Raw genomic sequence first — 25,814 nt, 5'->3', positions numbered from 1 at the left:
TTCTCCCACTGTCCGTCGCTCAGTTCATACCGCTTCGCCGCCATCCACAGGTCTCCGTGATCATCACGGCAGCCTATGAATCACTCAGCAACTGATTTGGGAATCCTGAATGTCGATCGATCCTAGAGCAATTCCAGCAAAAGTGTGTAGCGGTTTTGCGTTCGGAATTGTGTGAAAACAAAGAGATAGGGCATTTTCGTGTTTCGAAGAAAAGCGGAAATGCTCTAATATCGCTATTTATCGACGAGTTTCAGCGACTTGTCGAAAACCTTCAGCACTGGCTCAAGCTCGTGGCCACGCTTCAGGATCATGCCGTTGAAGTTCACGACGGAATAGGCGCCCTGCTTGGCGGCGAGCTTCGGATTTTTCTCGATGCGGAAGAGCGGCATTTCGCCGGAACGCTTGAAGACGGAAAACACCGCCTTTTCCTTGGTATGGTCGATGGCATAGTCTTTCCACTCGCCCTCGCCCACCATGCGTCCGTAGATCCACAGAATCTGGTCGAGCTCCCGCCGGTGAAACGTCACCGGCATCGGATCCTTGTTCTGTCTGTATTCCTTGAGATCAACGACGGTTGAAGAGCTGTGGTCGACGGAGCGGCTTTCGCCGCGTCGCAAATCCGGCGTATCTGTCATCAGACTCCCACGACCTCCGCGTGTGACAGGAGAGTGACAGTTTGCCCGAGCCGCGGCAAATTGCAAGGGTACGGACTGTCACACTGGGGACGAAACCGGCTTTCTCCTGAGTGCCGCATTTCAGTCAAAACAGCGCCTCATTTCCAAGAGAACTATAGGTTCCAGTTTGGCGCCAGCGCGCCAAAGGGCCCGGCGGAGCGTATCGACCTTAACCCCAGCCCCGAATACGCTTGGCCGGGCCGCCTGACTTTCATCCGCAAGCGGATGAAATCCTTAGATGTTTTTTCCTGCCATAACGACAGTTGCGCCGAGGATCGCTCCCGGATCGCCCGCCGGCGTGGACGATTGCAAGAGAATCGCTGATCCTTCGAGATCCGGTTTTTCCATCACGCTGGCCGGCAGCGTCAGCGTCGTCGCCTTTCCATCCCACATGCCGACAGTCTCCACGTCGGTCACGCTGTGGAGGTAGGAAATCTTCTGGCCGCTGTTTTCACCCTTCTCGACGTCGATCGTTTTTTCCTTGTCGAAATAGACGATGACCACATTGGCCTTGCCCTGGCCGGCACCGAGCTTGATCTCCAGCTCGTCGCCGCGCATGCGAGCGCTGACAGGCACGGTCAGCCCTTTGCCCTCGTCGGCGTAACCGTTGATCTTGCCGTTGATGCCGGCAAGGTCGGCTCCGGCAAGATGGTCGCGGCCATTGACGATAGCCTGCGGCGTATAGACGTTGCTGCGGCCCATCATGCGGGCATAACCGTATTGACGCTCGGTATTTTCCTTCGAGCTCAGCGTATCGGCCCAGCCGAGATAGTTCCAGTAATCGACATGATAGGCGAGTGCGATGACGTTGCCCTGGTTGACGAGCTTACGGAAGGCGGCATCGGCCGGCGGGCAGGAGGAGCAGCCCTGCGACGTAAACAGCTCAACGACGCCTTTCGGCGCACCGTCTTCGGCCAGGAGCGGAGTTGCAAAAGCAAGCCCGGCGATCAGCGGGATCATAAAACGCGGGGACATTCACCAGCACCTCTTTTTCAGTGTCGGCAGTGGTCCTGAACTGCCGGCTCTGAGATATGAACGTACGAATAATCCTTCCGGGTCCAAACGGAAAGTCACGAACGGGTGAGACCAAGCCCCAGGCCGATTGCTGCCGAAACACATCCCCGTGAGCAGCAGGACAGCCCGTTTTCCGCAAAGAAAAACCGCCGGAAATTGCTCTCCGGCGGTCATTATCAGGCAAGTATCTTAACAATCAGGCTGCGAGATCGCGCAGAACCGTCTGCAGGATGCCGCCATTGTTGAGGTAGATGACCTCGTCCAGCGTATCGACGCGCGACAGCAGCGGAACCTCCTTCACCGTGCCGTCGGCATAGGTGATCTTGGCGATCTTCTTTTCGCGCGGCTTGATGTTTTCCAGGCCCTCGATGGTCACGAGTTCGTCGCCCTTCAGGTTGAGGCTCTGCCAGGTCGTGCCCTCTTCGAAGACGAAGGGGATGACGCCCATGCCGACCAGATTCGAGCGGTGGATGCGCTCAAAGCTCTGGGCGATGACGGCCTTGACGCCGAGCAGGTTCGTGCCCTTTGCAGCCCAGTCACGCGACGAGCCGTTGCCATATTCCACGCCCGCGAAGATGACGAGCGGAACGCCCTCGGCCTTGTACTGCATGGCCGCATCGTAGATCGAGGTCTCTTCCTTGGACGGGTAGTGGATGGTGTAACCACCTTCCTTGCCGTTCGCGCCGAGCATGAAGTTGCGGATGCGGATATTGGCGAAGGTGCCGCGCATCATCACTTCATGGTTGCCGCGGCGCGTGCCGTACTGGTTGAAATCGGCGACGGCGACGTCGTGGCCGAGCAGGTAGGCGCCGGCCGGCGAAGCAGCCTTGATCGAACCGGCCGGCGAAATGTGGTCGGTGGTGATCTTGTCGCCGAACAGGCCGAGGACGCGTGCGCCCTTGATGTCGGACGTGCCGGTACCCTTCTTGCCCATGCCGACGAAATACGGCGGGTTCTGGACGTAGGTCGACTGATCGTCCCAGGCATAGGTCTGGCCGGCCGGAACATTGACCGCCTGCCAGTTCGCATCGCCCTTGAAGACGTCGGCATACTTGGTTTCGTAGAGTTCACGGGTGACGTACTTCTGGATGAAGTCCTGCACTTCGTGCGAGGTCGGCCAGATGTCCTTGAGGTAGACCGGGTTGCCGTTCTGGTCCTCGCCGATCGGTTCCTTCGTCAGGTCCTTCTGCACCGTGCCGGCAAGAGCGTAGGCGACGACGAGCGGCGGCGAAGCCAGGTAATTCGCCTGGACGTCCGGCGAGATACGGCCCTCGAAGTTGCGGTTGCCCGAGAGCACGCCGGAAACGATCAGGCCCTTGTCGTTGATCGTCTTCGAGATCGGCGCCGGCAGCGGGCCGGAATTGCCGATGCAGGTCGTGCAGCCGAAGCCGACGAGGTTGAAGCCGAGCTTGTCGAGATCGGCCTGCAGGCCGGACTTGGCGAGATATTCGCCGACGACCTGCGATCCCGGAGCAAGCGAGGTCTTGACCCAAGGCTTGGTCTTCAGGCCCTTGGCAACGGCGTTGCGGGCGAGAAGGCCGGCAGCGATCAGCACCGACGGGTTGGACGTGTTGGTGCAGGAGGTGATAGCGGCGATCGCCACGTCACCATGGCCGAGATCGAAATCCGTGCCTTCGACCGCATAGCGGTTGTTGAGCTGGCCGGGCTTCTTGTAGTCGGCGTCCATCGAGCCGGCAAAGCCGGAAGCGATGTTTTCCAGCGCGATGCGGCCTTCCGGACGCTTCGGGCCGGCCATCGACGGCACGACGTCGCCGAGGTCGAGTTCCAGCGTGTCGGTGAAGACGAGGTCGGAACCGTCACCTTCGCGCCACATGCCCTGGGCCTTCGAATAGGCTTCGACGAGCGCGATCCGGTCATGCGTGCGGCCGGACATGGTGAGGTAGTTGATGGTTTCGCCGTCGACCGGGAAAAAGCCGCAGGTCGCGCCGTATTCCGGACCCATGTTGCCGATCGTCGCACGGTCGGCGAGCGGCATGTTGTCCATGCCCGGGCCGAAGAATTCGACGAACTTGGAAACGACGCCCTTCTTGCGCAGCATCTGCACGACGGTCAGAACGAGGTCGGTCGCGGTGACGCCTTCCTTGAGCTTGCCGGTCAGCTTGAAGCCGATGACTTCGGGCAGGAGCATCGAGACCGGCTGGCCGAGCATGGCGGCTTCCGCTTCGATACCGCCGACACCCCAGCCGAGAACGCCGAGGCCGTTGATCATCGTCGTGTGCGAATCCGTACCGACGCACGTATCCGGATAAGCGATCGTCTCGCCGTCCTCCTCCTTCGTCCAGACGGTCTGGCCGAGATATTCGAGATTGACCTGGTGACAGATGCCAGTGCCCGGAGGAACGACGCGGAAGTTCTTGAATGCCTGCTGGCCCCACTTCAGGAAGCGGTAGCGCTCGCCGTTGCGCTGATATTCCAGCTCAACGTTCTTGGCGAAAGCCTGCGGCGTGCCGAATTCGTCGACGATGACCGAGTGGTCGATGACGAGGTCGACCGGGACGAGCGGGTTGATCTTCTCCGGATCGCCGCCGAGGGAAACCATTGCGTCGCGCATTGCGGCAAGGTCGACGACGGCGGGAACGCCGGTGAAGTCCTGCATCAGCACGCGGGCCGGGCGATAGGCGATCTCGTTCTCGACGGCGCCCTTGTTATCAAGCCATTGGGCAACGGCAAGGATGTGCTCCTTGGTGACCGACTGGCCGTCTTCGAAGCGCAGCAGGTTTTCCAGCAGCACCTTCATCGAATAGGGGAGCTTCGACACGCCGGGCAGGCCGTTTGCCTCAGCCTTCGGCAGGCTGTAGTAGACATAGTCCTTTCCACCAACGGAAAGCGTGGACCGACAATTGAAACTGTCAAGAGATTTAGACACGAGAGACCCCGTTTCTGATAGCCAACACAGTCGTGCGAACGCCTATGCACTTAATGCACATCAGGATGCGGGTACGGCCATTTCCGCTGTCCGCACGTGAGGAGAAGACCCCAAGTTCGGCGCAAGGATGAAATTCACGCCGACCGCTGGCGTGGTTGCAGGTCTTATAGATAATTTCGTAAAGACTTGCCATAGCACCAAAGGTCAAAATTGGACATTTTTTGATCCCGCCGAAAGCGCCAATGAAGAAAGAGCCGATGCATGCATCTTACCGCTGAGAATCTGGCTGCCCGGCGCGGGGAAGATCTGATTTTCGTTAACGTTTCCTTTAGCTTGCAGGCCGGCGAGGCACTGATCCTGACGGGTAAAAACGGATCGGGAAAGTCCACTTTGCTGCGCGTAGTGGCGGGCCTTTTGAGGCCCGAAAAGGGCTCCGTCACATTCTCTGATTCGGGGAATGCCGAAAGCCGTCCGGCAGCCGAAGCGAGCCACTACCTTGGTCATCGCAACGCAATGAAGAATGAACTTACGGTTGCAGAGAATCTGGAATTCTGGCGATCCTTCCTTGGCTCCGACAAGACCTCCGGCCTGAGCACCGAAGAGGCTGCGGCCGCCGTCGGCCTGCCCGGCATCACTCACCTGCCCTTCGGCTATCTCTCCGCCGGTCAGCAGCGCCGCTTTGCCTTCGCCAAGCTTCTGGTCGCACATCGCCCGGTCTGGATCCTGGACGAACCGACAGCGGCACTCGATGCCAGCGCCGACCGCCTGTTTGCGAGCCTGATCGAAGGGCATCGCAGGGATGGCGGCATTGTGATTGCCGCGACGCATCAGCCGCTCGGGCTCGAAAACGCCGGAGAATTGCGCATGACCGGTTTTGCCGGCGTCGAGCATGGAGTCTGGGGATGACCGCCCTCTTCCTTCGCGACCTCAGGCTTTCCATCCGCGCCGGCGGCGGTGCACTGATCGGCATCCTCTTCTTTCTGACGGTCGTCGCCGTCATTCCCTTCGGCGTTGGCCCCGATCTTGCGCTTCTTTCGCGCATCGGACCTGCGATCGTCTGGATCGGGGCGCTGCTTGCCGCCCTTCTCGGGCTCGACCGCCTGTTCCAGGCCGAGCGCGACGACGGTTCGCTCGACCTGATGCTCATGCAGGAGACGCCGCTGGTGCTGACCGTGCTTGTCAAATGCGCCGCGCATTGGACGGCGACCAGCCTGCCGCTCGTCGTCGCTTCCCCCTTGCTCGGCCTTTTCATGAACATGAACGAGACGGCGATCGGCGCCACCATGCTCACACTTCTGGTCGGCTCGCCGGCGATTACCTTCATTGGCGCGGTCGGCGCGGCCGTTGCCGTCGCGCTGCCGCGCGGCGGCCTGCTTGTCTCCGTCCTGATCCTGCCGCTGACGATCCCGGTTCTGATCTTCGGCGTCAGCGCCACCTATGCGGCGGTCGTCGGACCGTCGCCCTTCCTGCCCCCGTTTCTGATCCTCATTGCCCTGACCCTGTTCTTCGCCGTCATCGGCCCGGCGGCTGCGGCGCTGGCCCTGAGAAACACGGCGGATTGATTGGCGCTTCGATTGCGGCCTCCGGCGGATCAAGGTAAGGAAGCGGGTATGAGCGAAACGAGCCTTGCCATCAGCAAATTCAGTGATCTCGCCAACCCGACGCGGTTCCTGGCGCTGGCATCGCGCGTCATTCCCTGGCTCGCGGGCATCACGGCCCTCTGTTTTATCGTCGGGCTCTATCTGAGCTTCTCGACGGAAGGAGATTACCAGCAGGGTGAAACGGTGCGCATCATGTATGTGCACGTGCCCTCCGCCTGGCTCTCCATGATGTGCTACACGATCATGAGCATTTCGGCGATCGGCACGCTTGTCTGGCGCCATCCGCTGGCAGATGTGTCGGCCAAGGCCGCAGCCCCGCTCGGCGCCGCCTTCACCCTGCTTGCGCTCGTCACCGGCTCGCTCTGGGGCAAACCCATGTGGGGCACCTGGTGGGTCTGGGATGCACGCCTGACCTCCGTCTTCATTCTCTTCCTGATGTATCTCGGACTGATCGCGCTGAACCGCGCCATGGACGAGCCCTCCAAGGCGGCACGCGTGACCGCCGTCCTCATCCTGGTCGGCTTCGTCAACATTCCGATCATCAAGTTTTCGGTCGACTGGTGGAACACGCTGCATCAATCGGCGAGCGTGCTGCGCCTCGGCGGTCCGGCGATTGATCCGGAATTCCTGCGCCCGCTGCTGGTCATGGCGATTGCCTTCACCCTGCTCTTCTTCACGCTGCATCTGATGGCAATGAGAAACGAGATCTGGCGCCGCCGCATCGCTTCCCAGCGCCGGATGGCCGCCCGCATGGCAAGCCGCGAGGACTAGGGATGGGTTCCTACGCTTTCTACGTCTACGGCTCCTACGGTTTCGCCGCCATCGTCACCATTGCGGTGACGCTCTGGACCTGGGCTGACGGACGTGCCCGCCGGAAGGAACTGGCAGCGCTCGAGGCGGCCGGTATTCGCCGCCGTTCCGCCCGACCCAAGGATAGCGAATGACTGACGCTCCGCAAGAAAATCAGCCGAAGAGCCGCGGCCCCAGCCGTTACATTGCCGCGCTGATTCCGCTTGTCGTCTTCGGCGGCATTGCCGCAACGGCGGCCAAGATGCTTTACGACCAGGATTTCCACGGCAAGAACATCGCCGAAATCCCCTCTGCATTGATCGGCACGAAAGCGCCGTCGCTGAACCTGCCGGCGCTCGAAGGCTCCAACCTGCCGGCACTGACGGATGAGACCGTCAAGGGCAAGCTCACGCTCGTCAATGTCTTCGCCTCATGGTGCATCCCCTGCCGCGACGAACATCCCGTTCTCAAGCAGCTGGCGCAAGACGGACGGCTGAACATCGTCGCGATCAACTACAAGGACAAAAGCGAGAACGCGCTGCGCTTCCTTGGCGAACTCGGCAATCCCTATCACGCGATCGGCGTCGACCCCAACGGCAAGGCGGCGATCGACTGGGGCGTCTACGGTATTCCCGAAAGCTATCTCGTCGCCCCCGACGGCACGATCATCTACAAGCGTGTCGGCCCCTTCGACGATATCAGCCTGAAGGAAGGCCTCTTCCCGGCAATGGAAAAGGTATTGGGCAAGCCGGTCTCTTGATTTTATCCGGATTCACGCAGTTCCGGACGTAAATCGCCGAACACTTTTGCCGGAATTGCTTTAGGCGCCGCCCTGCCAGACCTTGATCGCCTCGACCGGCCAGATCAGCATCAGCACGTTGAGCGTCAGATTGTCCCGGATCATATAGCCCGTGAAAATTTCGAAGAAGATCGCGATCGCCACCGTCAGCGCCACCGGCGCGCGCCAGGCGAAAAAGAAACCGACGGCCATGAAGATCGTATCCATGGCTGAATTGATGATGCTGTCGCCGTAATAGTCGAGCGAGATCGTCGCCGTGCGGTAGCGGTCGATAATCACAGGCGAATTTTCCAGAAGCTCCCAGCCGGACTCGATCAGCACGGCCAGAAGCAAGCGCGCCGCAATCGGCTTGCCGCGAAGCAGAAGATGCGTGAGCCCGTAAAACAGGAAGCCGTGGATGATGTGGGACGGCGTGTACCAGTCGGACAGATGCTGGGAATTGCCGCTGGAATTGACCGTGCCTTCCCAGAGCTTGACATAACCGCACGTGCAGATCGGCACCCGGCCCATCCAATATTCGAAAACGATCTGGACGATCAGCACTGCGAAGCAGGCGGAAAACCAGAAAATCCGATGCCGTGACCGGTCTGCGTCGTCGATGACTGTCACTTCTCGCTTTCAGCCTCGGTGGGAATGCTGTGCTTCAGCACCAGCGGCATCTGCGCCATTGTGAAGATGATGGTGATCGGCATCGTGCCCCAGACCTTGAAGGCGATCCAGAAATTGTCCGAGAAATTGCGCCAGACGACTTCGTTCAGCACCGCGAGGAACAGGAAGAAGATGCCCCAGCGGATCGTCAGCTTGCGCCAGCCTTCGGCATCAAGCTGGAAGGCGGCGTTGAAGACATAGCCGAGCAGCGATTTGCCGAAGGCAAGGCCTCCGAGCAGCGCGAAGCCGAAGAGCGCATTGACGATCGTCGGCTTCATCTTGATGAAGGTCTCGTTCTGGAGCCAGATCGACAACGAACCGAAGATCAATACGACGATGCCGGAAACAAAAGGCATGATCGGCAAATGCCCAAGCACGATCTTGGAGACCAGGAGCGAGACGATGGTCGCAGCCATGAATAGCCCGGTCGCCACGAAGAGCGGGCCGCCGAGTTCGGCCAATGCCGGAAAGCGCGCAACCAGCCATTCGCCACGCAGATTGGCAAAGAAGAAGACCAGAAGCGGCCCCAGCTCCAGCGCCAGTTTCAAAAGCGGATGATGCCGGTCTGCGGCGCTGGGAGTAATATCGCTTTCAGTCGTCATGCTTTTTCAAACCTGCTTTTTTGCAATGCATGCAAGCCATCAACGGCTAATCTGTGGCATCACTGGCTGATGCCGGCAATAGCCTGCGCAAAATCCTCGGCCTCGAACGGTTCGAGATCGTCGACCCCTTCTCCGACGCCGATGAAATAAACCGGCAGCTTGTGCTTGGCGGATATCGCCACCAGGATGCCGCCGCGCGCAGTGCCGTCAAGCTTGGTCATGACGAGCCCGCTGACACCGGCAACATTGCGGAAGATTTCCACCTGATTGAGTGCGTTCTGCCCGGTTGTCGCATCGAGTGTCTGGAGGACGGTGTGCGGCGCATCCGGGTCGAGCTTGCCGAGCACACGCACGATCTTCTCGAGTTCGGCCATCAGCTCTGCCTTGTTCTGCAGGCGGCCGGCCGTGTCGATGATCAGCACGTCGCATTTTTTGGCTTTCGCCTGCTCGAACGCATCGTAGGCAAGGCCCGCCGCATCCGCACCGAGCTTGGTGCCGATAAATTCGGACCTGGTGCGCTCGGCCCAGATCTTCAGCTGCTCGATGGCCGCCGCGCGGAATGTATCGCCCGCCGCCAGCATCACCTTGAGACCGGAGCCGGAAAGTTTCGCCGCCAGCTTGCCGATCGTGGTCGTCTTGCCGGTACCATTGACGCCGACAACGAGGATGACATGCGGCTTGTGCGAGAGATCGAGCTGCAAAGGCTTGGCGACGGGTTTCAGAACCTTGGCGATTTCGCCCGCCATGATGCGACTGACGTCTTCGCCGGTAACATCCTTTCCGTAGCGCTCGGACGCGAGCGTGTCGGTAACGCGCATCGCCGTCTCGACGCCGAGATCGGCCTGGATCAGCAGATCTTCGAGATCCTGCAGCGTATCGTCATCGAGCTTGCGCTTGGTAAAGAGCGCGGTGATCTGGCCCGTAAGCTGGGAAGAGGTGCGCGCCAGCCCGTTGCGCAGCCGCTGGAACCAGGAAAGTCTCGGCGGCGGCACGACCACGGGTTCGGCTTCCACGACAGGTCCGGTGGCGAAGCCTTTGGGAAGAACGGGCTCGGCAGCGGACTCCGAAACATCGTCTTCCACCTCGGCCGAAGTTGCAGGCGGAATTTCCTCAAGCGGCGTTTCGGCTGTCTCCGCAGCTGCTTCGTCGTCACTGGCGGCAACAGGGATAGTCTGGCTTCCCTCGGCCTCGGCCTCGGCTTCCAGCAGCGACAATGGCACCACGCCCATGTCACCCAGTTCATCGGGGGCCGGGAGCAATTCCGGCTCAACCTCCACGGGCTCGGGATCGACAGGCTCCGCCTCAGCCGCACCATCCCGCTGGATATCCGCCGCAGGTCCGCCGGCCGTATCCATCTCCTCGGCAAGGACAGGATCGCCGGCAACCGGCAGGTCTTCGTCGCGCGAGCGCGGCTCCAGTTCCCTTTCCACGGCTTCCGGCACAGGCTCTTCCGCCGGCTTGCCGAAGGTGAACACCTTTTTGATGAAACTGAGCGCCATGAGCTGTCCGTGAAGTCAGGCCGCCGCGGCAGCCGTCAATTGCATGTCGAGATGCTTGCCGTTGTGGCCTGATATCGTCGCTTCGACAATCTCGCGCGGACGAAGACCGGGGGTGGCGACAAGCGTGAAATTTTCCGTATGGGCAAGACCGTTGTTTTCTACCAGCAGCCATTGCCGCGTTCCGACCATCTTGTCCAGATGGCGCCGGTGCAGCATCTGTCCAGTGGCGCGCAGGCGCGCGGCACGGTCCTTGATCAGGGACCGGTCGAGTTGCGGCATGCGTGCGGCAGGCGTGCCGGACCGAGGGCTGTAGGGAAAGACGTGCAGGTGCGCGATGTCGGCCTCTTCCGCCAGCCGTACCGCATTCGCAAACATGTCCTCGGTCTCCGTCGGGAAGCCGGCAATCATGTCCGCGCCGAAGCTGATCTGCGGCCGCAACCGGCGCACGTCCTCGATGAAGCGCAACGCATCCGCCCGCAGGTGACGGCGTTTCATGCGCTTCAGGATCATATCGTCGCCGTGCTGCAGCGACAGATGCAGATGCGGCATGAAACGCGGCTCGTCAGCGATGAGGTCCATGAGATGGCGATCGGCCTCGATACTGTCGATGGAAGACAGCCGCAGCCGGCGGATATCCGGCACCTGCTTGAGCAATGTCTTTGCGAGCAGCCCAAGCGTCGGCTCGCCGGGAAGGTCTGCGCCGTAACTCGTGGCATCGACGCCGGTCAGCACGATTTCGCGATAGCCGCTTTCGACGAGATTGCGCGCCTGATCGACCACAGCACCCATCGGCACGGAACGCGAATTGCCGCGGCCGTAGGGAATGATGCAGAAGGTGCAGCGATGGTCGCATCCGTTCTGCACCTGGATAAAGGCCCGCACGTGGCCGTCGATATGCCTGACCATTTGCGGCGCGGTATGGCGCACGCTCATGATATCGTTGACGCGCAGCTTCTCTTCCGCCGAAACGCCGAAATCCGGAAGCGCGCGATAGGAGGCAGCCTTCAGTTTCTCTTCGTTGCCGAGCACGGCGTCAACCTCGGCCATCTCGGCAAAGGTTTCCTTTTCGGTCTGGGCGGCACAGCCGGTGACGATGATGCGGGCATGCGGATTGTCGCGCCGCGCGCGGCGGATCGCCTGGCGGGCCTGGCGCACGGCCTCGCCGGTGACGGCGCAGGTATTGACCAGAATGGCATTGTTGAGCCCGGCCGCTTCCGCCTGCGATCTCATGACTTCGGATTCATAGGTATTGAGACGGCAGCCGAAGGTGATGACCTCGACGCCGCTCACCGCGCTTCCGCTCCAGGTGCGGAATCGCGCGACCAGGCGCCGGTAGAAGGGTTGACGCTGCCGGACCATTCCCATTCTGCCGGACCGGTCATGACCACATGGTCGTCCTCGCGCCACTCGATGGTCAAGGGCTGGCGGACCGGGCTGGACGCGACATCGATTGTCACCTTGCGGCCGGTACGGCCGGTGCGGGCGGCACTGACGGCAGAAGCGCAGGCAGCCGATCCGCAGGCGAGCGTCAGGCCCGCACCACGCTCCCACGTGCGCGTGCGCAAAGCTGAATTCGAGATGACCTGCGCCAGCGTGATATTGGCCTTTTCCGGGAAGATCGGGTGGTTTTCCAGCAGCGGACCAAAGCGTTCGAGATCGAAGCTCATCGGATCGCGGTCGACCCAGAAGATCGCATGCGGGTTGCCCATGGACATGGCCGAAGGAGAATGCAGCACCGGATTGTCAATCGGCCCGATCTGCAGCTCGATGCGGCTTGTGTCGTGAAACTCCTCGGCAAGCGGAATACGGTTCCATTCAAAAACCGGCCTGCCCATGTCGACGGAGATCGTACCGTCCTCATGCTCGACCGCGTTCAGGATGCCGGCGACCGTCTGGAAGGTAAAAGCTTTCCTGCCGGTCTCGGCGGCCAGAGCCTGCACGACGCAACGCGTACCGTTGCCACAGGACTGCGCCCTGGAGCCGTCGCAGTTCAGGATATCGATATAGGCGTCGGTGCCGTGGGCCTTCGGATCATGGATTGCCATGATCTGATCGAACTGCGTCTCGCCATCCGCGTTAAGCGCGATCGCGGCCTGCGGCGTCACCTTGTCGGTCCGACCGCGCATATCGACAACCAGGATCTTGTTGCCAAGCCCGTTCATCTTCGCGAATTCGACCGTGTTGCTCATCTGACTGTTCCTGCTGCATTCCGGCTGTATATGGCGGAAATGCCCGCGGATTACCAGTGGGAGAACCTTCTGCCCTTCTGCCGACGAAGCCATGCCCGGCAAAAGCGGGGGAATGCATGGCTGCGCCATGCGGAACTATCGACATGCGGATACTGTCGAGCATCCCCTCACGCGCTTCGCATCGGATCTATGTGGATTTATCGCAGACTGCCCTCGGGACCGAGAGACGCCGCATGGGCTTCGACGATAGCGGCGGTGATCACCTTTCGCAACTCGTAGACCAGCAGACGGGATCGTTTGCGATCCAGATCCTGCGCCGCCTTCGCCAGGTTCAGGCCTTCATTCAGTACGATAGCGTGCGCGCGCGCCAGCGCCCAGCTTTCGATATCCGGGTTTAACATTTGATATCTCCGCCGATTCATTCGGCATCAAGGATATTCACGAATCATTTTACAGGATGTACTTAAGTATGAAGTAGAATCAGAAGCGGAATATTTTGCAACTGGACTTTTCAGGAAATTTGACACGCCGATCGAAATATTCATCTTTAAAACTCGGAATACCGGACGTTTTAAAACTTTAATGTTAGTATATATAAATATGTACTAGCACTGCCGTCACCGGCCGCATATCGACATGGCCTGCAGTTCCGCAACCTTCGAAAAGTGCACGACGGCGCTGTCAAGCGTATTCGCCTTGACTTTCCTGCTGCTTTCCTGTTTATCGCGCCCAATCTGCGACGAGTAACAGACTCCGAGCCGCCGACCGGGACATCGATTCCGGAGGTCAACACCCGACAGCGCGTTGCGCCCTCGGGTGCTTTTTGGCTTTGCGTCTTGTTTTCGTCAAGGAAAAGCACGACGTTTCGGACATCCCAAGATTCCCCGAAACGTTATCAAGGAAGAGCCGATGTTTGAGAACCTCCAGGACCGTCTTGGTTCCATCCTGAATGGACTGACAGGCCGTGGCGCGCTTTCGGAAAGTGATGTTTCCGCGGCGCTGCGGGAGGTTCGCCGCGCGCTTCTGGAAGCCGACGTTTCGCTTGAGGTCGTTCGCTCCTTCACCGATCGCGTCCGCGAAAAGGCCGTCGGCGCCGAGATCCTGAAGTCGATCAAGCCCGGCCAGATGGTCGTCAAGATCGTCCATGACGAGCTGATCGAGATGCTCGGCGGCGAAGGCGTCGGCGTCGACCTGCGCGCCGCCGCCCCCGTCGTCATCATGATGGTCGGCCTGCAGGGTTCCGGTAAGACGACGACGACGGCAAAGATCGCCAACCGGCTGACGACGCGCGAGAAGAAGAAGGTGCTGATGGCATCGCTCGACACGCGCCGTCCGGCCGCACAGGAGCAGCTTCGCCAGCTCGGCGCCCAGGCCAATATCGACACGCTGCCGATCATTGCCGGCCAGTCGCCGACCGACATCGCCGCCCGCGCCGTTCAGGCTGCCAAGCTCGGCGGCCATGACGTGGTCATCCTCGACACCGCCGGCCGCACCCACATCGACGAGCCCTTGATGGTCGAAATGGCCGACATCAAGAAGAAGTCGAACCCGCACGAAATCCTGCTGGTTGCCGACAGCCTGACCGGTCAGGACGCCGTCAACCTCGCCCGTAATTTCGATGAGCGCGTCGGCATTACCGGCCTCGTGCTGACCCGTATGGACGGCGACGGCCGCGGCGGTGCTGCTCTCTCCATGCGCGCCGTGACCGGCAAGCCGATCAAACTGATCGGTGTCGGCGAACGCATGGGCGAGCTGGAAGAATTCCATCCCCGCCGCATCGCCGACCGCATCCTTGGCATGGGCGACATCGTTTCGCTCGTCGAAAAGGCCGCCGAAAATATCGACGCCGAAAAGGCGGCCGCCATGGCCGCCAAGATGGCCAAGGGCAAGTTCGACCTGAACGACCTCGCCGACCAGCTGAAGCAGATGCAGAAGATGGGCGGCATGGGTGGCATCATGGGCCTGATGCCCGGCATGGCCGGCATGAAGGACAAGATGGCTGCCGCCGGCCTCGACGACCGCTTGTTCAAGCGCCAGCTCGCCATCATCTCCTCGATGACCAAGGCCGAGCGCTCCAATCCCGACCTTCTCAAGCATTCGCGCAAGAAGCGCATTGCCGCCGGCTCCGGCACCGATGCCGCCGACATCAACAAGCTTCTCAAGATGCACCGCCAGATGGCGGACATGATGAAGATGATGGGCGGCAAGGGCAAAGGCGGCCTGATGAAGCAGATGATGGGCGGCCTTGCCGGCAAGATGGGGCTGGGGGGCCTCGGCGGCATGGGCGGCATGCCCGATCTCTCCAATATCGACCCGAAGCAGCTGGAAGCCCTGCAGAAGCAGGCCGAAGCCGCGGGTCTCGGAAAGCCGGGTGGGGGTTTGCCCGGTCTAGGCGGAGGCCTGCCGGGCGGATTGCCCGGTCTTGGCGGCGCAAAGCTGCCGGGCCTTGGTGGTGGTTTCCCGGGTCTGCCCGGATTGCCCAAGAAGAAGTGAAAGGATCGCCTGCCCCATGATTGATCCAGACGTCAAAGCCCAGCTCGCCAAGTATCGCCAGTCGATCGACAATATCGATGCGGCCCTTGTGCATGTTCTTGCCGAACGTTTCCGCTGCACCAAGGAGGTCGGCGTACTGAAGGCAAAATACAATCTGCCGCCGGCCGATCCGGCGCGCGAGGAATACCAGATCGCCCGCCTTCGTCAGCTTGCCGAAGACGCGCATCTGGACCCGGATTTCGCCGAGAAGTTCCTGAACTTCATCATCAAGGAAGTCATCCGGCATCATGAGCAGATCGCTGCGGACCACGCCGCAGCACAATGAACGATACCGCCCCACGGAGCGGTCAAGAAAAGCCTAAGGAGTAAGAAAATGGCACTGAAAATTCGTCTCGCACGCGGTGGTTCCAAGAAGCGCCCGTACTACCACGTCGTTCTCGCCGATGCCCGCAGCCCGCGCGACGGCCGCTTCCTCGAGAACCTCGGTTCCTGGAACCCGATGCTCGCCAAGGACGACGAGAAGCGCGTTCAGCTGAACGGCGAGCGCATCAAGCACTGGCTCGACAAGGGCGCCCTGCCGACCGACCGTGTCCTGCGCTTCCTCGACGAAGCCGGCATCTCCAAGCGCGAAGCCCGCAACAACCCGGAAAAGGCAAAGCCGGGCAAGAAGGCTCAGGAACGCGCTGCCGAGAAGGCCCAGAAGGCTGCCGACGCCGCTGAAGCTGCTGCTTCCGCCGAATAATCGGTTTCGACTTCATCTGAGCGGGCGGCATGGCGACATGCCGCCCGTTTTCGTTTCCATTCTCCTGCACTTCGTTTATGAGAAGCGTGATCTCGGCTTCTGCCTGCGTTCGAATGAAGGAACCCATGACCAAGCTTGAAAACCCCGTGCTGATGGCGACCATCGGCGGCGCGCAGGGCATTCGCGGCGAGGTGCGTGTGAAGGCCTACACGGCCGATCCGACCGCGCTCGGCGACTATGGCCACCTGCACAGCATGGATGGACGCGCTTTCGAAATTCTCGAGCTGCGCGAAATGAAGAACATGGTTGTGGTCCGCTTCCGCGGCATCAACGACCGCAACGCCGCCGAGGCGCTGAACGGCCTGGAACTTTATATCGAGCGCGACAACCTGCCGGATGAGGAACTTGAGGACGACGAGTTCTTCTATGCCGACCTTGAGGGGCTTGAAGCCTATGACGACCAGGGCGTGAGCTACGGCACCGTCACCGGCGTCTTCGATTTTGGCGCCGGCGACCTGCTGGAGCTCAAAGGCCCGGGCAAGCGGCCGGTCCTTATTCCCTTCTCGGAAACCTCCGTGCTGGAAATCGACCTTGAGGCGGGCAAGCTGCTGATCGATCCGCTCGCCGCCGGCCTGATCGACGATCCCGATGATCTCAAGGGCCTGACGCCGGGCAAGCCGAAGAAAAAGAAGTAGACGCCATGGCTTTCCGGGCGACCGTGCTGACACTCTACCCGGAAATGTTTCCGGGCCATCTTGGCTTTTCGCTCGCCGGCAAGGCAGCCGAGCGCGGGCAATGGTCGCTCGACACCGTGCAGATCCGCGATTTCGCGACAGACAAACATCGCACCGTCGACGATACGCCCGCCGGCGGCGGCGCCGGCATGGTGCTGAAGCCTGACGTGCTTGCCCGTGCGATCGACAGCGCCAGTGAAAACGACACCCGCCCGCGCCTGCTGATGAGCCCGCGTGGCAAGCCGCTGACGCAGGAACGTGTACGCCAGGTCGCAGCCGGCGAAGGCGTGATTATCGTCTGCGGCCGTTTCGAGGGCGTCGATCAGCGTGTCATCGAGGCGCGTGGACTCGAGGAAGTCTCGATCGGCGACTACGTTCTCTCTGGCGGCGAGCCGGCGGCTTTGATCCTGCTCGACGCGATCGTCCGCATCTTGCCGGGCGTCATGGGCAACGATCTCTCCGGCCTGCATGAAAGTTTTGAAGGCGGACTGCTGGAACATCCCCATTACACGCGCCCGCAGGAATGGGAAGGCCGCGAGATTCCGGCGATCCTGACATCCGGCAATCACGGAGCGATCGAGAAATGGCGCCACGAACGGGCCGTGGCCCTGACGAAGGAAAGGCGCCCCGATCTTCTTGCCGCACGCAAGGCCGGAAAAGACGGCTGATTTCACAAATTTGTCGTCCAAGGGATGACAAGCAGGACTCTTTCGTGTAATGGCGCACGCGGAAATGGGGCTCGCCCCGTCTGCCAGCAAACAAAGAATGGCGAATCCGCTCCCGCCTGCAAGGGCAAACTCCGGAGGCACAGACCGAAGGACAATGTGAGCGCTCTGGCTGTTTCAGAAGAACCAAAGGTTTAGACGATGAACATCATTCAGCAGCTTGAGGCCGAACAGGCCGCCAAGATCGAAGCCAAGCGCACGCTTCCCGAATTCTCTCCGGGCGACACCGTCCGCGTCAACGTGAAGGTCACGGAAGGCAACCGTACCCGCGTTCAGGCCTATGAAGGCGTCTGCATCGCCCGTTCCGGCGGCGGCCTGCAGGAAAACTTCACGGTCCGCAAGATCTCCTACGGCGAAGGCGTCGAGCGCGTGTTCCCGGTCTACTCGCCGCTGATCGAAAGCGTCGAAGTCGTTCGCCGCGGTAAGGTCCGTCGCGCCAAGCTCTACTACCTGCGCGACCGTCGCGGCAAGTCGGCTCGTATCGTCGAGAACACCGGCACCCGCGCCCGCAAGCTCAACGATGCCGAGCGCCAGGCCGTTGCCGACGAAAAGGCACGGATCGAAGCTGAGAAGGTCGCCGCAGCTCAGGCTCTCGCCGCCGAAAAGGCAGCAGCAGAAGCCGCCGAAGCAAAGGCCGCAGCAGAAGCTGCAGCCGCGGCTGAAGGTTCGGCTGAATAAGCTCTCGCGAAAGCGAAAATCATTGCATGGAAAAGGCGGTCTTTGGGCCGCCTTTTCTTTTTTGCGCCGCCCGACGGCGCTTGCAGCCTTGCCATATCAGCAGGTTCCATGACAATTCTGCCATGCAAATATTGGGGAGCCACACCATGTTCTTTCGCCGCACCGTTCTTGCCGGCCTGACGGCCGTTATGTTTTCGCCGCTCACAGCCTTTGCCGCCGGCCTGCCGGATCTCGGTGGCAAGACCGTCGTCGTGGTGACGGAGAACGCCTATCCGCCGCTGCAATTCGTCGATCCCAAGTCCGGCAAGGCGATCGGCTGGGAATATGACGCGATGAACGAAATCGCCAAGCGGCTGAACTTCAAGGTCGAATACCAGAACACCAGCTGGGACGCGATGATCCAGGCCGTGTCGGACGGCCAGTACAATATCGGCATGACCGGCATCACCATCAAGGACGACCGCAAGCAGAAGGTCGACTTCTCCGACCCCTATATGCGCTCGCAGCAGTTCATGCTGGTGCGCGGTGACGAAGGCCGCTTCACCGACGCCAAGAGTTTCGCGGAACTCAAGGATGGCCTGATCGGCGCCCAGCCGGGCACCTCGCCCTTCTATACTGCGGTTTACGAAATCCTCGACGGCAACGAACAGAACCCGCGCATCAAGCTCTTCGAGACCTTCGGCGCGACCGTCCAGGCTCTGAAGACCGGCGATGTCGATCTCGTCCTGACCGACAGCGTTGCCGCCAAGGGTTATGTCGATTCCTCGAATGGCGGGCTGAAGGTCGTCGGCGAACCGCTCGGTACCGAGGACTTCGGCTTCATCTTCCCCAAGGGTTCCGATCTCGTCGCCCCCGTCAATGCCGCCATTGCCGACCTGAAGGCGGACGGCACGTTCGACGCACTGAACAAGAAGTGGTTCCTCGACTACAAGATGGGCGAATAAACGTCCGAGCGATCGCAGATGGCGCCACAACCATCCCCGCGACACGAGAAGGACGACCGCCCCTGGTGGCTGGCCGTCCTTGTTCTGATCGGCATCGTCCTCGCTGTTGTCATCGTCACCAACGACATTTACGCGCAGGTCTTCCGGACCGTCGTCAATGGCGTTGGCGTGACCGTATTCGTGACACTCGTCGCCTTCGTTCTGGCAACGGTGCTCGGCCTCGGCATCGCGCTGCTTGGCCTCTCCGACAGCATCGTCTTACGCCAGATCGCCCGCTTCTATATCGAGATTATCAGGGGCATCCCGATCCTGGTGCTGCTCTTCTACATCGCCTTCGTCGGCGCGCCGGGTTTTGTCGCTGCCTATAATTTTGCAATAACGCCCCTGGTGAAGGCCGGCATCACAGAGCCGATCCTGGTGCGCGACCTGTCGCTGATGTGGCGCGCCATCATCGCTCTGATGATCGGCTATTCCTCCTTCATCGCCGAAATCTTCCGCGCCGGCTTTCAATCGGTCGATATCGGCCAGATCGAGGCGGCCAAGTCGCTCGGCCTCTCCCGCTACCGCCGCTTCCGCCTTGTCGTCTTCCCGCAGGCAATCCGGGTGATCTTCCCGCCGCTCTCCAACGACTTCGTCTCGATGGTGAAGGATTCCTCGCTCGTCTCCGTCCTCGGAGTCGCCGACATCACCCAGATGGGCAAGGTCTACGCTTCCGGCTCCTTCCGCTTCTTCGAAACCTATTCGATCGTCACCTATATATACCTGATCCTGACGATCGGCCTGTCGCTCGTCCTGCGGCGGATCGAGAAGAGAATGAAACAGATGCCGCGACGCTAGGGCGCCTTACGATTCGAATTGCCGTTTCGATCAAAAATCGCTATATCCAGCGCCATGGAATCCAAGTTCAGATGCATCGGTGCGCATATTTTCGTGCTGCAGGACCATTACCGCCTGCCGGCACGTTTCTTTGCGTCCGTTTCCGGTGCGCTCAACAGCCGACTTCGTTGATCGAATGACGGCCGGCGGAGCCTGTCCGCCACATCCTCAAATTCCATGCTCCAGCCAAACGGACATTAGCCATGAGCGCACCGCGTACCCTTTACGACAAGATCTGGGCCGACCATCTGGTCGACGAACAGGAGGACGGCACCTGTCTTCTCTACATCGACCGTCATCTGGTCCATGAAGTCACCTCGCCGCAGGCTTTCGAGGGCCTGCGCATGTCCGGCCGCAAGGTTCGCGCCCCGGAAAAGACGCTTGCCGTCGTCGACCACAACGTTCCGACCTCCGCCGACCGCCACCTCGGCATCAAGAATGAGGAAAGCCGCATTCAGGTCGAACAGCTCGCCAAGAACGCCGCCGAGTTCAACGTCGAATATTACTCCGAGAGCGACAAGCGCCAGGGCATCGTCCACATCATCGGACCGGAACAGGGCTTTACCCTGCCGGGCATGACGATCGTCTGCGGCGACAGCCACACTTCCACGCACGGCGCCTTCGGCTCGCTTGCCCATGGTATCGGCACGTCCGAGGTCGAGCACGTTCTCGCCACCCAGACGCTGATCCAGAAGAAGGCGAAGAACATGCTGGTGCAGGTCGACGGCCAGCTGCCGCCTGGTGTCACCGCCAAGGATATCGTCCTCGCCATCATCGGCGAGATCGGCACCGCCGGCGGCACCGGCTATGTCATCGAATATGCCGGCGAGGCGATCCGCTCGCTGTCGATGGAAGGCCGCATGACGATCTGCAACATGTCGATCGAAGGCGGCGCCCGCGCCGGCCTGATCGCGCCTGACGAGATCACCTTCGAATATATCAAGGGCAAGCCGCGCGCGCCGAAGGGCGAAGCGCTGGAACAGGCAATCGCCTACTGGAAGACGCTGAAATCCGACGAAGGCGCGCATTTCGACCGCGTCGTCAAGCTCAACGCCGCCGATCTGCCGCCGATCGTCTCCTGGGGTTCCTCGCCCGAAGACGTCGTCTCCGTTCAGGGCATCGTGCCGAACCCGGACGAAATCCAGGACGAGACGAAGCGTGCCTCCAAGTGGCGCGCACTTGACTATATGGGCCTGAAGCCCGGCACGAAGATGACCGATATCGCCATCGACCGCGTCTTCATCGGTTCCTGCACCAACGGCCGTATCGAAGACTTGCGCGCCGCCGCCAAGGTCGTCGAAGGCAAGACCGTTGCCTCGACCGTCAACGCCATGATCGTTCCGGGCTCCGGCCTCGTGAAGGAACAGGCTGAAGCCGAAGGCCTCGACAAGATCTTCAAGGCCGCGGGCTTCGACTGGCGCGAGCCGGGCTGCTCCATGTGCCTCGCCATGAATGACGACCGGCTGAAGCCGGGCGAGCGCTGCGCTTCGACCTCGAACCGCAACTTCGAAGGCCGTCAAGGCTTCAAGGGCCGCACGCATCTCGTCTCGCCGGCCATGGCCGCCGCGGCTGCGATTGCCGGCCACTTTGTCGATATCCGCGAGTGGAACTGACCTCTCTCGCATAGTCAGCTTGAAACAGCCCGGTGCTCCATGGCACCGGGCTGTTTGTTTCAAGGGCATAGCGATGGTATCCTTTGTGACACCTGGATGAAATTCGACACAGTGTCCAATTCGCTTGCCTCTTTTCGCCCGCTCATCCGTTAACGAGGCGACGCCTGCCGCTTGGCCCGGATTCAGCCGGAAAGGGAGGGTCTTCAATGATGTCGACGGAGAAGAGCTATGAACAAGACACGGATCAAGCGCTTGCCGATTGCCTTCGGTGCAGCCCTCTGCCTCGCGCCAGCCAATGCCGCCCTTGCGGCGCCGCTGCACATGGGCGCATCGCCTGAAACAGCCCGCATTGTCCGGCAGGTCGCTGCGCAAGAGCACAGCTGGAACGGCTATCGTGGCTACCAGAGCCCGCGTGAAGGATATCGCCAGGGGCCGGACGGCTACTGGTACCCTGCCAAGGCCTTCGCTTCATCGGAGACGACCGGCTCGATCGGCGCGCCGGCCCCGCTCGCCCGACCCATGCCCTATCATATGGACAGGAAGCGTCCCCTGGATATGGACTGCAGTCTCCGTTTCAATCCAGGGAGCGGCTCGAGCTGCAATTATTGATCGTCTGCAGCATTGGATGACCCTCAAGGGCGAGGAGAGGGTCATCCTGTCCGGGACCTAGAAGGTCGCGGTATAGGGGTCCGGACCCATGCGGGCGCCGGCGCTGTCGAGCTTGGCGATCGCAGCCATGTCTTCGCTGTCCAGCTTGAAATCGAAGACATTGAAGTTCTCCTCGATACGCGAGGGCGTCACCGACTTCGGAATGACGACGAGGCCGGTATCGATGTGCCAGCGAATGATGGCCTGCGCCGGGGTCTTGCCGTGCTTGGCGGCAATCTGTCCGATGACCGGATTGGAAATGAAGCGGCCCTGGCCGAGCGGGCTCCAGGATTCGGTGACGATGTTCAGCTTCTTATGTGCTTCCTGCGCGGTCTTCTGCTGAAAGTCCGGATGCAGCTCGATCTGGTTGATCACCGGAACCACACCCGTATCGCCGACGATGTGGTCGAGATGGTCGGGATAGAAGTTCGACACGCCGATGGAGCGCACGCGGCCCTCTTCGCGCAGGCGCACGAAAGCCTTCCAGGTTTCGCGATAGAGGCCGCGATGCGGCGACGGCCAGTGGATGAGGTAGAGATCGATATAATCGCTGCCGAGCTTCTTCAGGCTGATCTCGAAGGCGCGCAGCGCATTGTCATAGCCCTGGTCCGTATTGCGCAGCTTGGTGGTGACGAAGATGTCCTTGCGGTCGATGCCGGAGGAGCGGATGCCTTCGCCGACGCCCTCTTCGTTGTCATAGCCGGACGCCGTGTCGATGTGGCGATAGCCGGCGGCAAGCGCTGCGCGCACGGTCGGCGCCGCGATTTCCTGCGGCGTCTGCCAGACGCCGAGACCCACCTGGGGAATGGAATGTCCGTCGTGGAATGTAATGATGGGTTGAGTGGTCACAATATATCTCCGAAAGTTTAAAGGATTGGCCAAAGACACGAATTGAATAGGGCATGAATTGAAGCCGCGAAGCGGCTTTCCTTGGATGCATTGCAGCCCGCGCATCCGGTCGAAAATCCATATAGGACACGCGGCCGGCAATACAATCAGAGAACGCGGACGATCGTTCCCTTTCTGAGGAAGGGCAGGATACGGCGCATGTCGCGGGCGCTGACGGCGACACAGCCGGCGGTCGGCTCATAACCGGGGCGGATGAGATGGAGGAAGATCGCCGAGCCGCGATTGCGCACCCGGGACGTCACGTTCCAGTCGAGAACCAGGCATATATCGTAAAGCCCGTCGTTCCGTTTCATCTCCTCGTGGCTCGGCTTGAACGGCGCCTTGACCAGCCTGTTGTAATTCGCATCGGTGGGCTGATCGCACCACAGCATATCAGGCCGGATGCGCCTGACGGAAAGGGTTGTCGGGAGATGCCCGTTGCGTTCGCCACGACGAAAACCGTGGAGCAGCCGCATGGCGGCGATCGGCGTTGCGCCGTCGCCTTCCCGTTTTACCACCGTACGTCCGCTCCGGCCGATCGCGGCCATAAGGGTAAGCGGACCAAAACGCACGATGGCCCTGCTCTTCCTGCCTGGAGCGGCACGTACCACGAGCGTTGAGGGCCGGCCATTTCGCTCTCGCCTTGCTTTTTCCATTTTTCTCGCATGTTCTTGAATTGCCTTGGGCTTCGATTGAAACCATATGAACCCCGAGACGGCAACCGCAGACCGCCAATCCTTGCCAAATGTGGAATTTGGCGTAGGAAGTATCTGACAGAACGCAAGGACGCACCCGCATGACCGCACGCACCATTCTTCTGGTGGATGACGACGACGACCTTCGCCAGACGCTGACGGAGCAACTGTCGTTGTATGAGGAATTCACGGTCCTGCAGGAAGCGACCGCCGGCAAAGGCGTGCAGGCCGCCCGCTCCAACCCGGTCGATCTCTTGATCATGGACGTCGGCCTGCCCGACATGGACGGCCGCGAAGCCGTGAAGCTGCTGCGCAAGGGCGGTTTCAAGGCGCCGATCATCATGCTGACCGGCCACGACACGGACTCCGACACGATCCTTGGCCTTGAGGCCGGCGCCAACGACTATGTCACCAAGCCATTCCGTTTCGCGGTGCTGCTTGCCCGCATCCGCGTGCAGCTGCGCCAGCACGAACAGAGCGAGGACGCCACCTTCACTGTCGGCCCCTATCTCTTCAAGCCGAGCCAGAAGCTGCTCACGACCGACAACGGCCAGAAGATCCGTCTGACGGAAAAGGAAGCGGCAATCATCCGTTACCTCTACCGCGCCGAACAGAAGGTCGTGACCCGCGACGTGCTGCTGGAAGAAGTCTGGGGCTACAATTCCGGCGTCACCACCCACACGCTGGAAACCCACGTTTACCGCCTGCGCCAGAAGATCGAGCGGGATCCGTCCAACGCCGAGATCCTCGTGACGGAAAACGGCGGCTACAAAATCATCCCGTAGCATGTCTCTTTCCGACGATATCCATCTGCTGTCGCAGCTTCCGCTCTTCAAGGACATGAACGACGACCAGCTGCGCCTGATTGCCTTCGGCGCCGATCGTCGCGTGATTGCGGCCGGCCAGATGCTGTTTCGTCAGGGTTCACCCGCAGAAAGCGCCTATGTGATCACCAGCGGCAGTCTCGAACTCAGCGTGACCGGTTCCGACGGCATAGGGCGGACCGAAGCCATCGCCGGCCCCGGAGCATTGATTTCGGAACTCGCCCTTATCACGCTGGTGGAGCGCAAGTTCACGGCGATCGCGCGCGAGGATACCGGCATCATCCGCATTACGCGGGCGCTGTTCCATCGTCTGATCGAGGAATATCCGTCGGCGGCGCGGATCATGGAAAACCGCATCCGCGACAGCATTGCCGACCTTGCGGCACAGGCCGCAAGCCAGTTTCACCGCTTCAGCTGACGCCTTCAGATGTTGAGATGTACCGTCACCGGCACATGGTCGGACGGCCGGTCCCAGCCGCGCGCTTCCTTCAGCACATCGATACGCTGCAGATGCGGGCCGAGGTCGGGCGAGGACCAGATATGGTCGAGGCGCCGGCCCTTGTCAGCAGCCTCCCAATCCTTCGCACGGTAGCTCCACCACGTATAGAGCTTCTCATTGGCAGGCACATGCTGGCGCATGAGATCGTGCCAGCCGCCGCGCTTCATGACCTCGATGAGCCCGTCGGTTTCGACGGGCGTATGGCTCACGATCTTCAGAAGCTGCTTGTGCGACCAGACATCATGTTCCAGCGGCGCGATATTGAGGTCGCCGACGAGAATGGCTGAAGTGTTCGGCTCGGCGCTGGCCTTGAGATTCTTCATTTCCTCGATGAAATCGAGCTTGTGGCCGAATTTTGGATTGATCGTGCGATCAGGCTCGTCACCGCCTGCAGGGACGTAGAAATTGTGCAGGCGGATGCGCCGGTTGCCGCGTTCGAAGATCGCGGAAATATGGCGCGCATCGCCGACATTGCAGTAATCCTGCCGATGGTCTTCCGTCAGCGGCACGCGGGAGGCGATGGCAACGCCGTGGTAGCCCTTCTGGCCGTGGACGATGATATGCTCGTAGCCCATGGCGCGCAGCGGCGCCAGCGGGAAGAGATCGTTCGGAACCTTGGTTTCCTGCAGGCAGAGGATATCGGGCCGGTGCTTGCGCACCAGCTGCTCGACAATCGGCATGCGCAGCCGCACCGAATTGATGTTCCAGGTGGTAATGGAAAAGCTCATGCCAGGCCCTTTCAGATCCGTCCGA

The 25,814-nt window shown here is 60.9% G+C and carries 29 protein-coding genes; 17 read left to right on the top strand and 12 right to left on the bottom strand.

What is annotated here, in order from left to right; translation table 11 throughout:
* Window positions 1-233: 233 nt before the first annotated feature.
* From ACFPWW_RS29675 to acnA, 3 genes are all read right to left on the bottom strand, one after another.
* On the bottom strand, window positions 234-635 hold the full coding sequence (locus ACFPWW_RS29675) for a DUF2794 domain-containing protein (RefSeq protein WP_112564518.1): 402 nt from the start codon (window positions 633-635) through the stop codon (window positions 234-236).
* Window positions 636-908: 273 nt separating this feature from the next.
* The gene (locus tag ACFPWW_RS29670) at window positions 909-1,649 is read right to left on the bottom strand and encodes a DUF1223 domain-containing protein (protein WP_113413252.1); all 741 of its coding nucleotides are present in this window, start codon (window positions 1,647-1,649) and stop codon (window positions 909-911) included.
* Between the two features lie 235 nt (window positions 1,650-1,884).
* Window positions 1,885-4,575 (bottom strand): aconitate hydratase AcnA, encoded by a 2,691-nt coding sequence (acnA, locus tag ACFPWW_RS29665; protein ID WP_377314771.1) that lies wholly within the window; start codon window positions 4,573-4,575, stop codon window positions 1,885-1,887.
* Between the two features lie 261 nt (window positions 4,576-4,836).
* Here acnA and ccmA point away from each other — a divergent pair, with 261 nt between their 5' ends.
* Genes ccmA through ACFPWW_RS29640 form a run of 5 tightly spaced genes read left to right on the top strand, consistent with a single transcriptional unit; the run spans window position 4,837 to window position 7,725 of the window.
* Window positions 4,837-5,481: a heme ABC exporter ATP-binding protein CcmA gene (gene ccmA / locus ACFPWW_RS29660; protein WP_377314769.1), complete on the top strand. Its 645-nt coding sequence runs from the start codon at window positions 4,837-4,839 to the stop codon at window positions 5,479-5,481.
* Complete coding sequence (gene ccmB, locus ACFPWW_RS29655) at window positions 5,478-6,137, top strand: heme exporter protein CcmB (protein ID WP_112564512.1); 660 nt, start codon at window positions 5,478-5,480, stop codon at window positions 6,135-6,137. The genes ccmA and ccmB overlap by 4 nt, the downstream gene beginning before the upstream one ends.
* Before the next feature lie 48 nt (window positions 6,138-6,185).
* Window positions 6,186-6,947 (top strand): heme ABC transporter permease, encoded by a 762-nt coding sequence (locus tag ACFPWW_RS29650; protein WP_112564510.1) that lies wholly within the window; start codon window positions 6,186-6,188, stop codon window positions 6,945-6,947.
* A gap of 2 nt (window positions 6,948-6,949) precedes the next feature.
* On the top strand, window positions 6,950-7,120 hold the full coding sequence (gene ccmD / locus ACFPWW_RS29645; protein ID WP_113413250.1) for a heme exporter protein CcmD: 171 nt from the start codon (window positions 6,950-6,952) through the stop codon (window positions 7,118-7,120).
* Window positions 7,117-7,725: a DsbE family thiol:disulfide interchange protein gene (locus tag ACFPWW_RS29640; protein ID WP_377314766.1), complete on the top strand. Its 609-nt coding sequence runs from the start codon at window positions 7,117-7,119 to the stop codon at window positions 7,723-7,725. The genes ccmD and ACFPWW_RS29640 overlap by 4 nt, the downstream gene beginning before the upstream one ends.
* 60 nt (window positions 7,726-7,785) lie before the next feature.
* On the opposite strand, the gene ACFPWW_RS29635 is transcribed toward ACFPWW_RS29640, so the two are convergent.
* The 6 genes from ACFPWW_RS29635 to ACFPWW_RS29610 all read right to left on the bottom strand — a co-directional run bounded on the left by ACFPWW_RS29635 (window position 7,786) and on the right by ACFPWW_RS29610 (window position 13,124).
* The gene (locus ACFPWW_RS29635) at window positions 7,786-8,373 is read right to left on the bottom strand and encodes a DUF2585 domain-containing protein (RefSeq protein WP_112757062.1); all 588 of its coding nucleotides are present in this window, start codon (window positions 8,371-8,373) and stop codon (window positions 7,786-7,788) included.
* Window positions 8,370-9,014, bottom strand: a complete 645-nt coding sequence (locus ACFPWW_RS29630) for a septation protein A (RefSeq protein WP_112564502.1) — start codon at window positions 9,012-9,014, stop codon at window positions 8,370-8,372. The genes ACFPWW_RS29635 and ACFPWW_RS29630 overlap by 4 nt, the downstream gene beginning before the upstream one ends.
* A gap of 59 nt (window positions 9,015-9,073) precedes the next feature.
* Complete coding sequence (ftsY, locus tag ACFPWW_RS29625) at window positions 9,074-10,513, bottom strand: signal recognition particle-docking protein FtsY (RefSeq protein ID WP_377314764.1); 1,440 nt, start codon at window positions 10,511-10,513, stop codon at window positions 9,074-9,076.
* A 15-nt stretch (window positions 10,514-10,528) separates the two neighbouring features.
* The gene (mtaB, locus tag ACFPWW_RS29620) at window positions 10,529-11,803 is read right to left on the bottom strand and encodes a tRNA (N(6)-L-threonylcarbamoyladenosine(37)-C(2))-methylthiotransferase MtaB (protein WP_113413247.1); all 1,275 of its coding nucleotides are present in this window, start codon (window positions 11,801-11,803) and stop codon (window positions 10,529-10,531) included.
* Window positions 11,800-12,702 (bottom strand): diaminopimelate epimerase, encoded by a 903-nt coding sequence (gene dapF, locus ACFPWW_RS29615; RefSeq protein WP_112702643.1) that lies wholly within the window; start codon window positions 12,700-12,702, stop codon window positions 11,800-11,802. Before dapF ends, mtaB begins: the two co-directional genes overlap by 4 nt.
* 197 nt (window positions 12,703-12,899) lie before the next feature.
* Entirely contained in the window at window positions 12,900-13,124 is a 225-nt protein-coding gene (locus ACFPWW_RS29610) for a hypothetical protein (protein ID WP_112702644.1), read from the bottom strand.
* Between the two features lie 487 nt (window positions 13,125-13,611).
* Here ACFPWW_RS29610 and ffh point away from each other — a divergent pair, with 487 nt between their 5' ends.
* The 10 genes from ffh to ACFPWW_RS29560 all read left to right on the top strand — a co-directional run bounded on the left by ffh (window position 13,612) and on the right by ACFPWW_RS29560 (window position 22,116).
* Window positions 13,612-15,195 carry a signal recognition particle protein gene (gene ffh, locus ACFPWW_RS29605; protein ID WP_112564490.1) on the top strand — a complete coding sequence of 528 codons (1,584 nt, stop codon included), beginning with the start codon at window positions 13,612-13,614 and terminating at the stop codon, window positions 15,193-15,195.
* Window positions 15,196-15,211: 16 nt separating this feature from the next.
* Window positions 15,212-15,520 carry a chorismate mutase gene (locus ACFPWW_RS29600; RefSeq protein ID WP_112564488.1) on the top strand — a complete coding sequence of 103 codons (309 nt, stop codon included), beginning with the start codon at window positions 15,212-15,214 and terminating at the stop codon, window positions 15,518-15,520.
* 48 nt (window positions 15,521-15,568) lie between these two features.
* Entirely contained in the window at window positions 15,569-15,937 is a 369-nt protein-coding gene (gene rpsP / locus ACFPWW_RS29595) for a 30S ribosomal protein S16 (RefSeq protein ID WP_112564486.1), read from the top strand.
* Between the two features lie 125 nt (window positions 15,938-16,062).
* Window positions 16,063-16,632, top strand: coding sequence for a ribosome maturation factor RimM (gene rimM / locus ACFPWW_RS29590; protein WP_112564529.1), 570 nt, complete (start codon window positions 16,063-16,065; stop codon window positions 16,630-16,632).
* Between the two features lie 5 nt (window positions 16,633-16,637).
* Window positions 16,638-17,339, top strand: coding sequence for a tRNA (guanosine(37)-N1)-methyltransferase TrmD (gene trmD, locus ACFPWW_RS29585; RefSeq protein WP_377314760.1), 702 nt, complete (start codon window positions 16,638-16,640; stop codon window positions 17,337-17,339).
* A gap of 198 nt (window positions 17,340-17,537) precedes the next feature.
* Window positions 17,538-18,074, top strand: a complete 537-nt coding sequence (gene rplS, locus ACFPWW_RS29580; RefSeq protein ID WP_112564482.1) for a 50S ribosomal protein L19 — start codon at window positions 17,538-17,540, stop codon at window positions 18,072-18,074.
* Window positions 18,075-18,220: 146 nt separating this feature from the next.
* Window positions 18,221-19,018, top strand: a complete 798-nt coding sequence (locus ACFPWW_RS29575) for a basic amino acid ABC transporter substrate-binding protein (RefSeq protein ID WP_377314758.1) — start codon at window positions 18,221-18,223, stop codon at window positions 19,016-19,018.
* An 18-nt stretch (window positions 19,019-19,036) separates the two neighbouring features.
* Window positions 19,037-19,855: an amino acid ABC transporter permease gene (locus ACFPWW_RS29570; RefSeq protein ID WP_377314756.1), complete on the top strand. Its 819-nt coding sequence runs from the start codon at window positions 19,037-19,039 to the stop codon at window positions 19,853-19,855.
* Between the two features lie 242 nt (window positions 19,856-20,097).
* Window positions 20,098-21,507: a 3-isopropylmalate dehydratase large subunit gene (leuC, locus tag ACFPWW_RS29565; RefSeq protein ID WP_112702652.1), complete on the top strand. Its 1,410-nt coding sequence runs from the start codon at window positions 20,098-20,100 to the stop codon at window positions 21,505-21,507.
* A gap of 228 nt (window positions 21,508-21,735) precedes the next feature.
* On the top strand, window positions 21,736-22,116 hold the full coding sequence (locus ACFPWW_RS29560; protein WP_377314754.1) for a cell surface protein: 381 nt from the start codon (window positions 21,736-21,738) through the stop codon (window positions 22,114-22,116).
* A gap of 57 nt (window positions 22,117-22,173) precedes the next feature.
* Here ACFPWW_RS29560 and ACFPWW_RS29555 read toward each other — a convergent pair whose 3' ends face one another.
* Together ACFPWW_RS29555 and ACFPWW_RS29550 are read right to left on the bottom strand one after the other, a co-directional pair.
* Window positions 22,174-23,004 (bottom strand): aldo/keto reductase, encoded by an 831-nt coding sequence (locus tag ACFPWW_RS29555; protein ID WP_113413243.1) that lies wholly within the window; start codon window positions 23,002-23,004, stop codon window positions 22,174-22,176.
* A 146-nt stretch (window positions 23,005-23,150) separates the two neighbouring features.
* Entirely contained in the window at window positions 23,151-23,699 is a 549-nt protein-coding gene (locus ACFPWW_RS29550; protein ID WP_377314752.1) for a L,D-transpeptidase family protein, read from the bottom strand.
* Between the two features lie 140 nt (window positions 23,700-23,839).
* Between ACFPWW_RS29550 and ACFPWW_RS29545 the strand changes: the two genes are divergently transcribed.
* Both ACFPWW_RS29545 and ACFPWW_RS29540 read left to right on the top strand, forming a co-directional pair.
* Entirely contained in the window at window positions 23,840-24,523 is a 684-nt protein-coding gene (locus tag ACFPWW_RS29545) for a response regulator transcription factor (RefSeq protein ID WP_112564470.1), read from the top strand.
* Between the two features lies 1 nt (window position 24,524).
* The gene (locus ACFPWW_RS29540) at window positions 24,525-24,980 is read left to right on the top strand and encodes a cyclic nucleotide-binding domain-containing protein (protein ID WP_112564468.1); all 456 of its coding nucleotides are present in this window, start codon (window positions 24,525-24,527) and stop codon (window positions 24,978-24,980) included.
* A gap of 5 nt (window positions 24,981-24,985) precedes the next feature.
* Here ACFPWW_RS29540 and ACFPWW_RS29535 read toward each other — a convergent pair whose 3' ends face one another.
* Entirely contained in the window at window positions 24,986-25,789 is an 804-nt protein-coding gene (locus tag ACFPWW_RS29535) for an exodeoxyribonuclease III (RefSeq protein WP_377314750.1), read from the bottom strand.
* Window positions 25,790-25,814 lie beyond the last annotated feature (25 nt).

The organism is Rhizobium sp. GCM10022189, from assembly GCF_042656325.1.
Lineage (GTDB): Bacteria > Pseudomonadota > Alphaproteobacteria > Rhizobiales > Rhizobiaceae > Rhizobium.
This window is presented reverse-complemented; position numbering and strand designations above follow the sequence as displayed.

Bases quoted from the DNA above. Each gene is read 5' to 3' on its own strand.
- trmD (WP_377314760.1), top strand. From the start codon at position 16,638: ATGGCTTTCCGGGCGACCGTGCTGACACTCTACCCGGAAATGTTTCCG.
- rimM (WP_112564529.1), top strand. From the start codon at position 16,063: ATGACCAAGCTTGAAAACCCCGTGCTGATGGCGACCATCGGCGGCGCG.
- ccmB (WP_112564512.1), top strand. From the start codon at position 5,478: ATGACCGCCCTCTTCCTTCGCGACCTCAGGCTTTCCATCCGCGCCGGC.
- ccmA (WP_377314769.1), top strand. From the start codon at position 4,837: ATGCATCTTACCGCTGAGAATCTGGCTGCCCGGCGCGGGGAAGATCTG.
- ACFPWW_RS29640 (WP_377314766.1), top strand. From the start codon at position 7,117: ATGACTGACGCTCCGCAAGAAAATCAGCCGAAGAGCCGCGGCCCCAGC.
- ffh (WP_112564490.1), top strand. From the start codon at position 13,612: ATGTTTGAGAACCTCCAGGACCGTCTTGGTTCCATCCTGAATGGACTG.
- ACFPWW_RS29675 (WP_112564518.1), bottom strand. From the start codon at position 635: ATGACAGATACGCCGGATTTGCGACGCGGCGAAAGCCGCTCCGTCGAC.
- ACFPWW_RS29570 (WP_377314756.1), top strand. From the start codon at position 19,037: ATGGCGCCACAACCATCCCCGCGACACGAGAAGGACGACCGCCCCTGG.
- ccmD (WP_113413250.1), top strand. From the start codon at position 6,950: ATGGGTTCCTACGCTTTCTACGTCTACGGCTCCTACGGTTTCGCCGCC.
- rpsP (WP_112564486.1), top strand. From the start codon at position 15,569: ATGGCACTGAAAATTCGTCTCGCACGCGGTGGTTCCAAGAAGCGCCCG.
- ACFPWW_RS29670 (WP_113413252.1), bottom strand. From the start codon at position 1,649: ATGTCCCCGCGTTTTATGATCCCGCTGATCGCCGGGCTTGCTTTTGCA.
- rplS (WP_112564482.1), top strand. From the start codon at position 17,538: ATGAACATCATTCAGCAGCTTGAGGCCGAACAGGCCGCCAAGATCGAA.
- ACFPWW_RS29535 (WP_377314750.1), bottom strand. From the start codon at position 25,789: ATGAGCTTTTCCATTACCACCTGGAACATCAATTCGGTGCGGCTGCGC.
- dapF (WP_112702643.1), bottom strand. From the start codon at position 12,702: ATGAGCAACACGGTCGAATTCGCGAAGATGAACGGGCTTGGCAACAAG.
- ACFPWW_RS29545 (WP_112564470.1), top strand. From the start codon at position 23,840: ATGACCGCACGCACCATTCTTCTGGTGGATGACGACGACGACCTTCGC.
- ACFPWW_RS29650 (WP_112564510.1), top strand. From the start codon at position 6,186: ATGAGCGAAACGAGCCTTGCCATCAGCAAATTCAGTGATCTCGCCAAC.
- ACFPWW_RS29540 (WP_112564468.1), top strand. From the start codon at position 24,525: ATGTCTCTTTCCGACGATATCCATCTGCTGTCGCAGCTTCCGCTCTTC.
- ACFPWW_RS29560 (WP_377314754.1), top strand. From the start codon at position 21,736: ATGAACAAGACACGGATCAAGCGCTTGCCGATTGCCTTCGGTGCAGCC.
- ACFPWW_RS29610 (WP_112702644.1), bottom strand. From the start codon at position 13,124: ATGAATCGGCGGAGATATCAAATGTTAAACCCGGATATCGAAAGCTGG.
- ftsY (WP_377314764.1), bottom strand. From the start codon at position 10,513: ATGGCGCTCAGTTTCATCAAAAAGGTGTTCACCTTCGGCAAGCCGGCG.
- leuC (WP_112702652.1), top strand. From the start codon at position 20,098: ATGAGCGCACCGCGTACCCTTTACGACAAGATCTGGGCCGACCATCTG.
- ACFPWW_RS29600 (WP_112564488.1), top strand. From the start codon at position 15,212: ATGATTGATCCAGACGTCAAAGCCCAGCTCGCCAAGTATCGCCAGTCG.
- ACFPWW_RS29630 (WP_112564502.1), bottom strand. From the start codon at position 9,014: ATGACGACTGAAAGCGATATTACTCCCAGCGCCGCAGACCGGCATCAT.
- ACFPWW_RS29575 (WP_377314758.1), top strand. From the start codon at position 18,221: ATGTTCTTTCGCCGCACCGTTCTTGCCGGCCTGACGGCCGTTATGTTT.
- ACFPWW_RS29550 (WP_377314752.1), bottom strand. From the start codon at position 23,699: ATGGAAAAAGCAAGGCGAGAGCGAAATGGCCGGCCCTCAACGCTCGTG.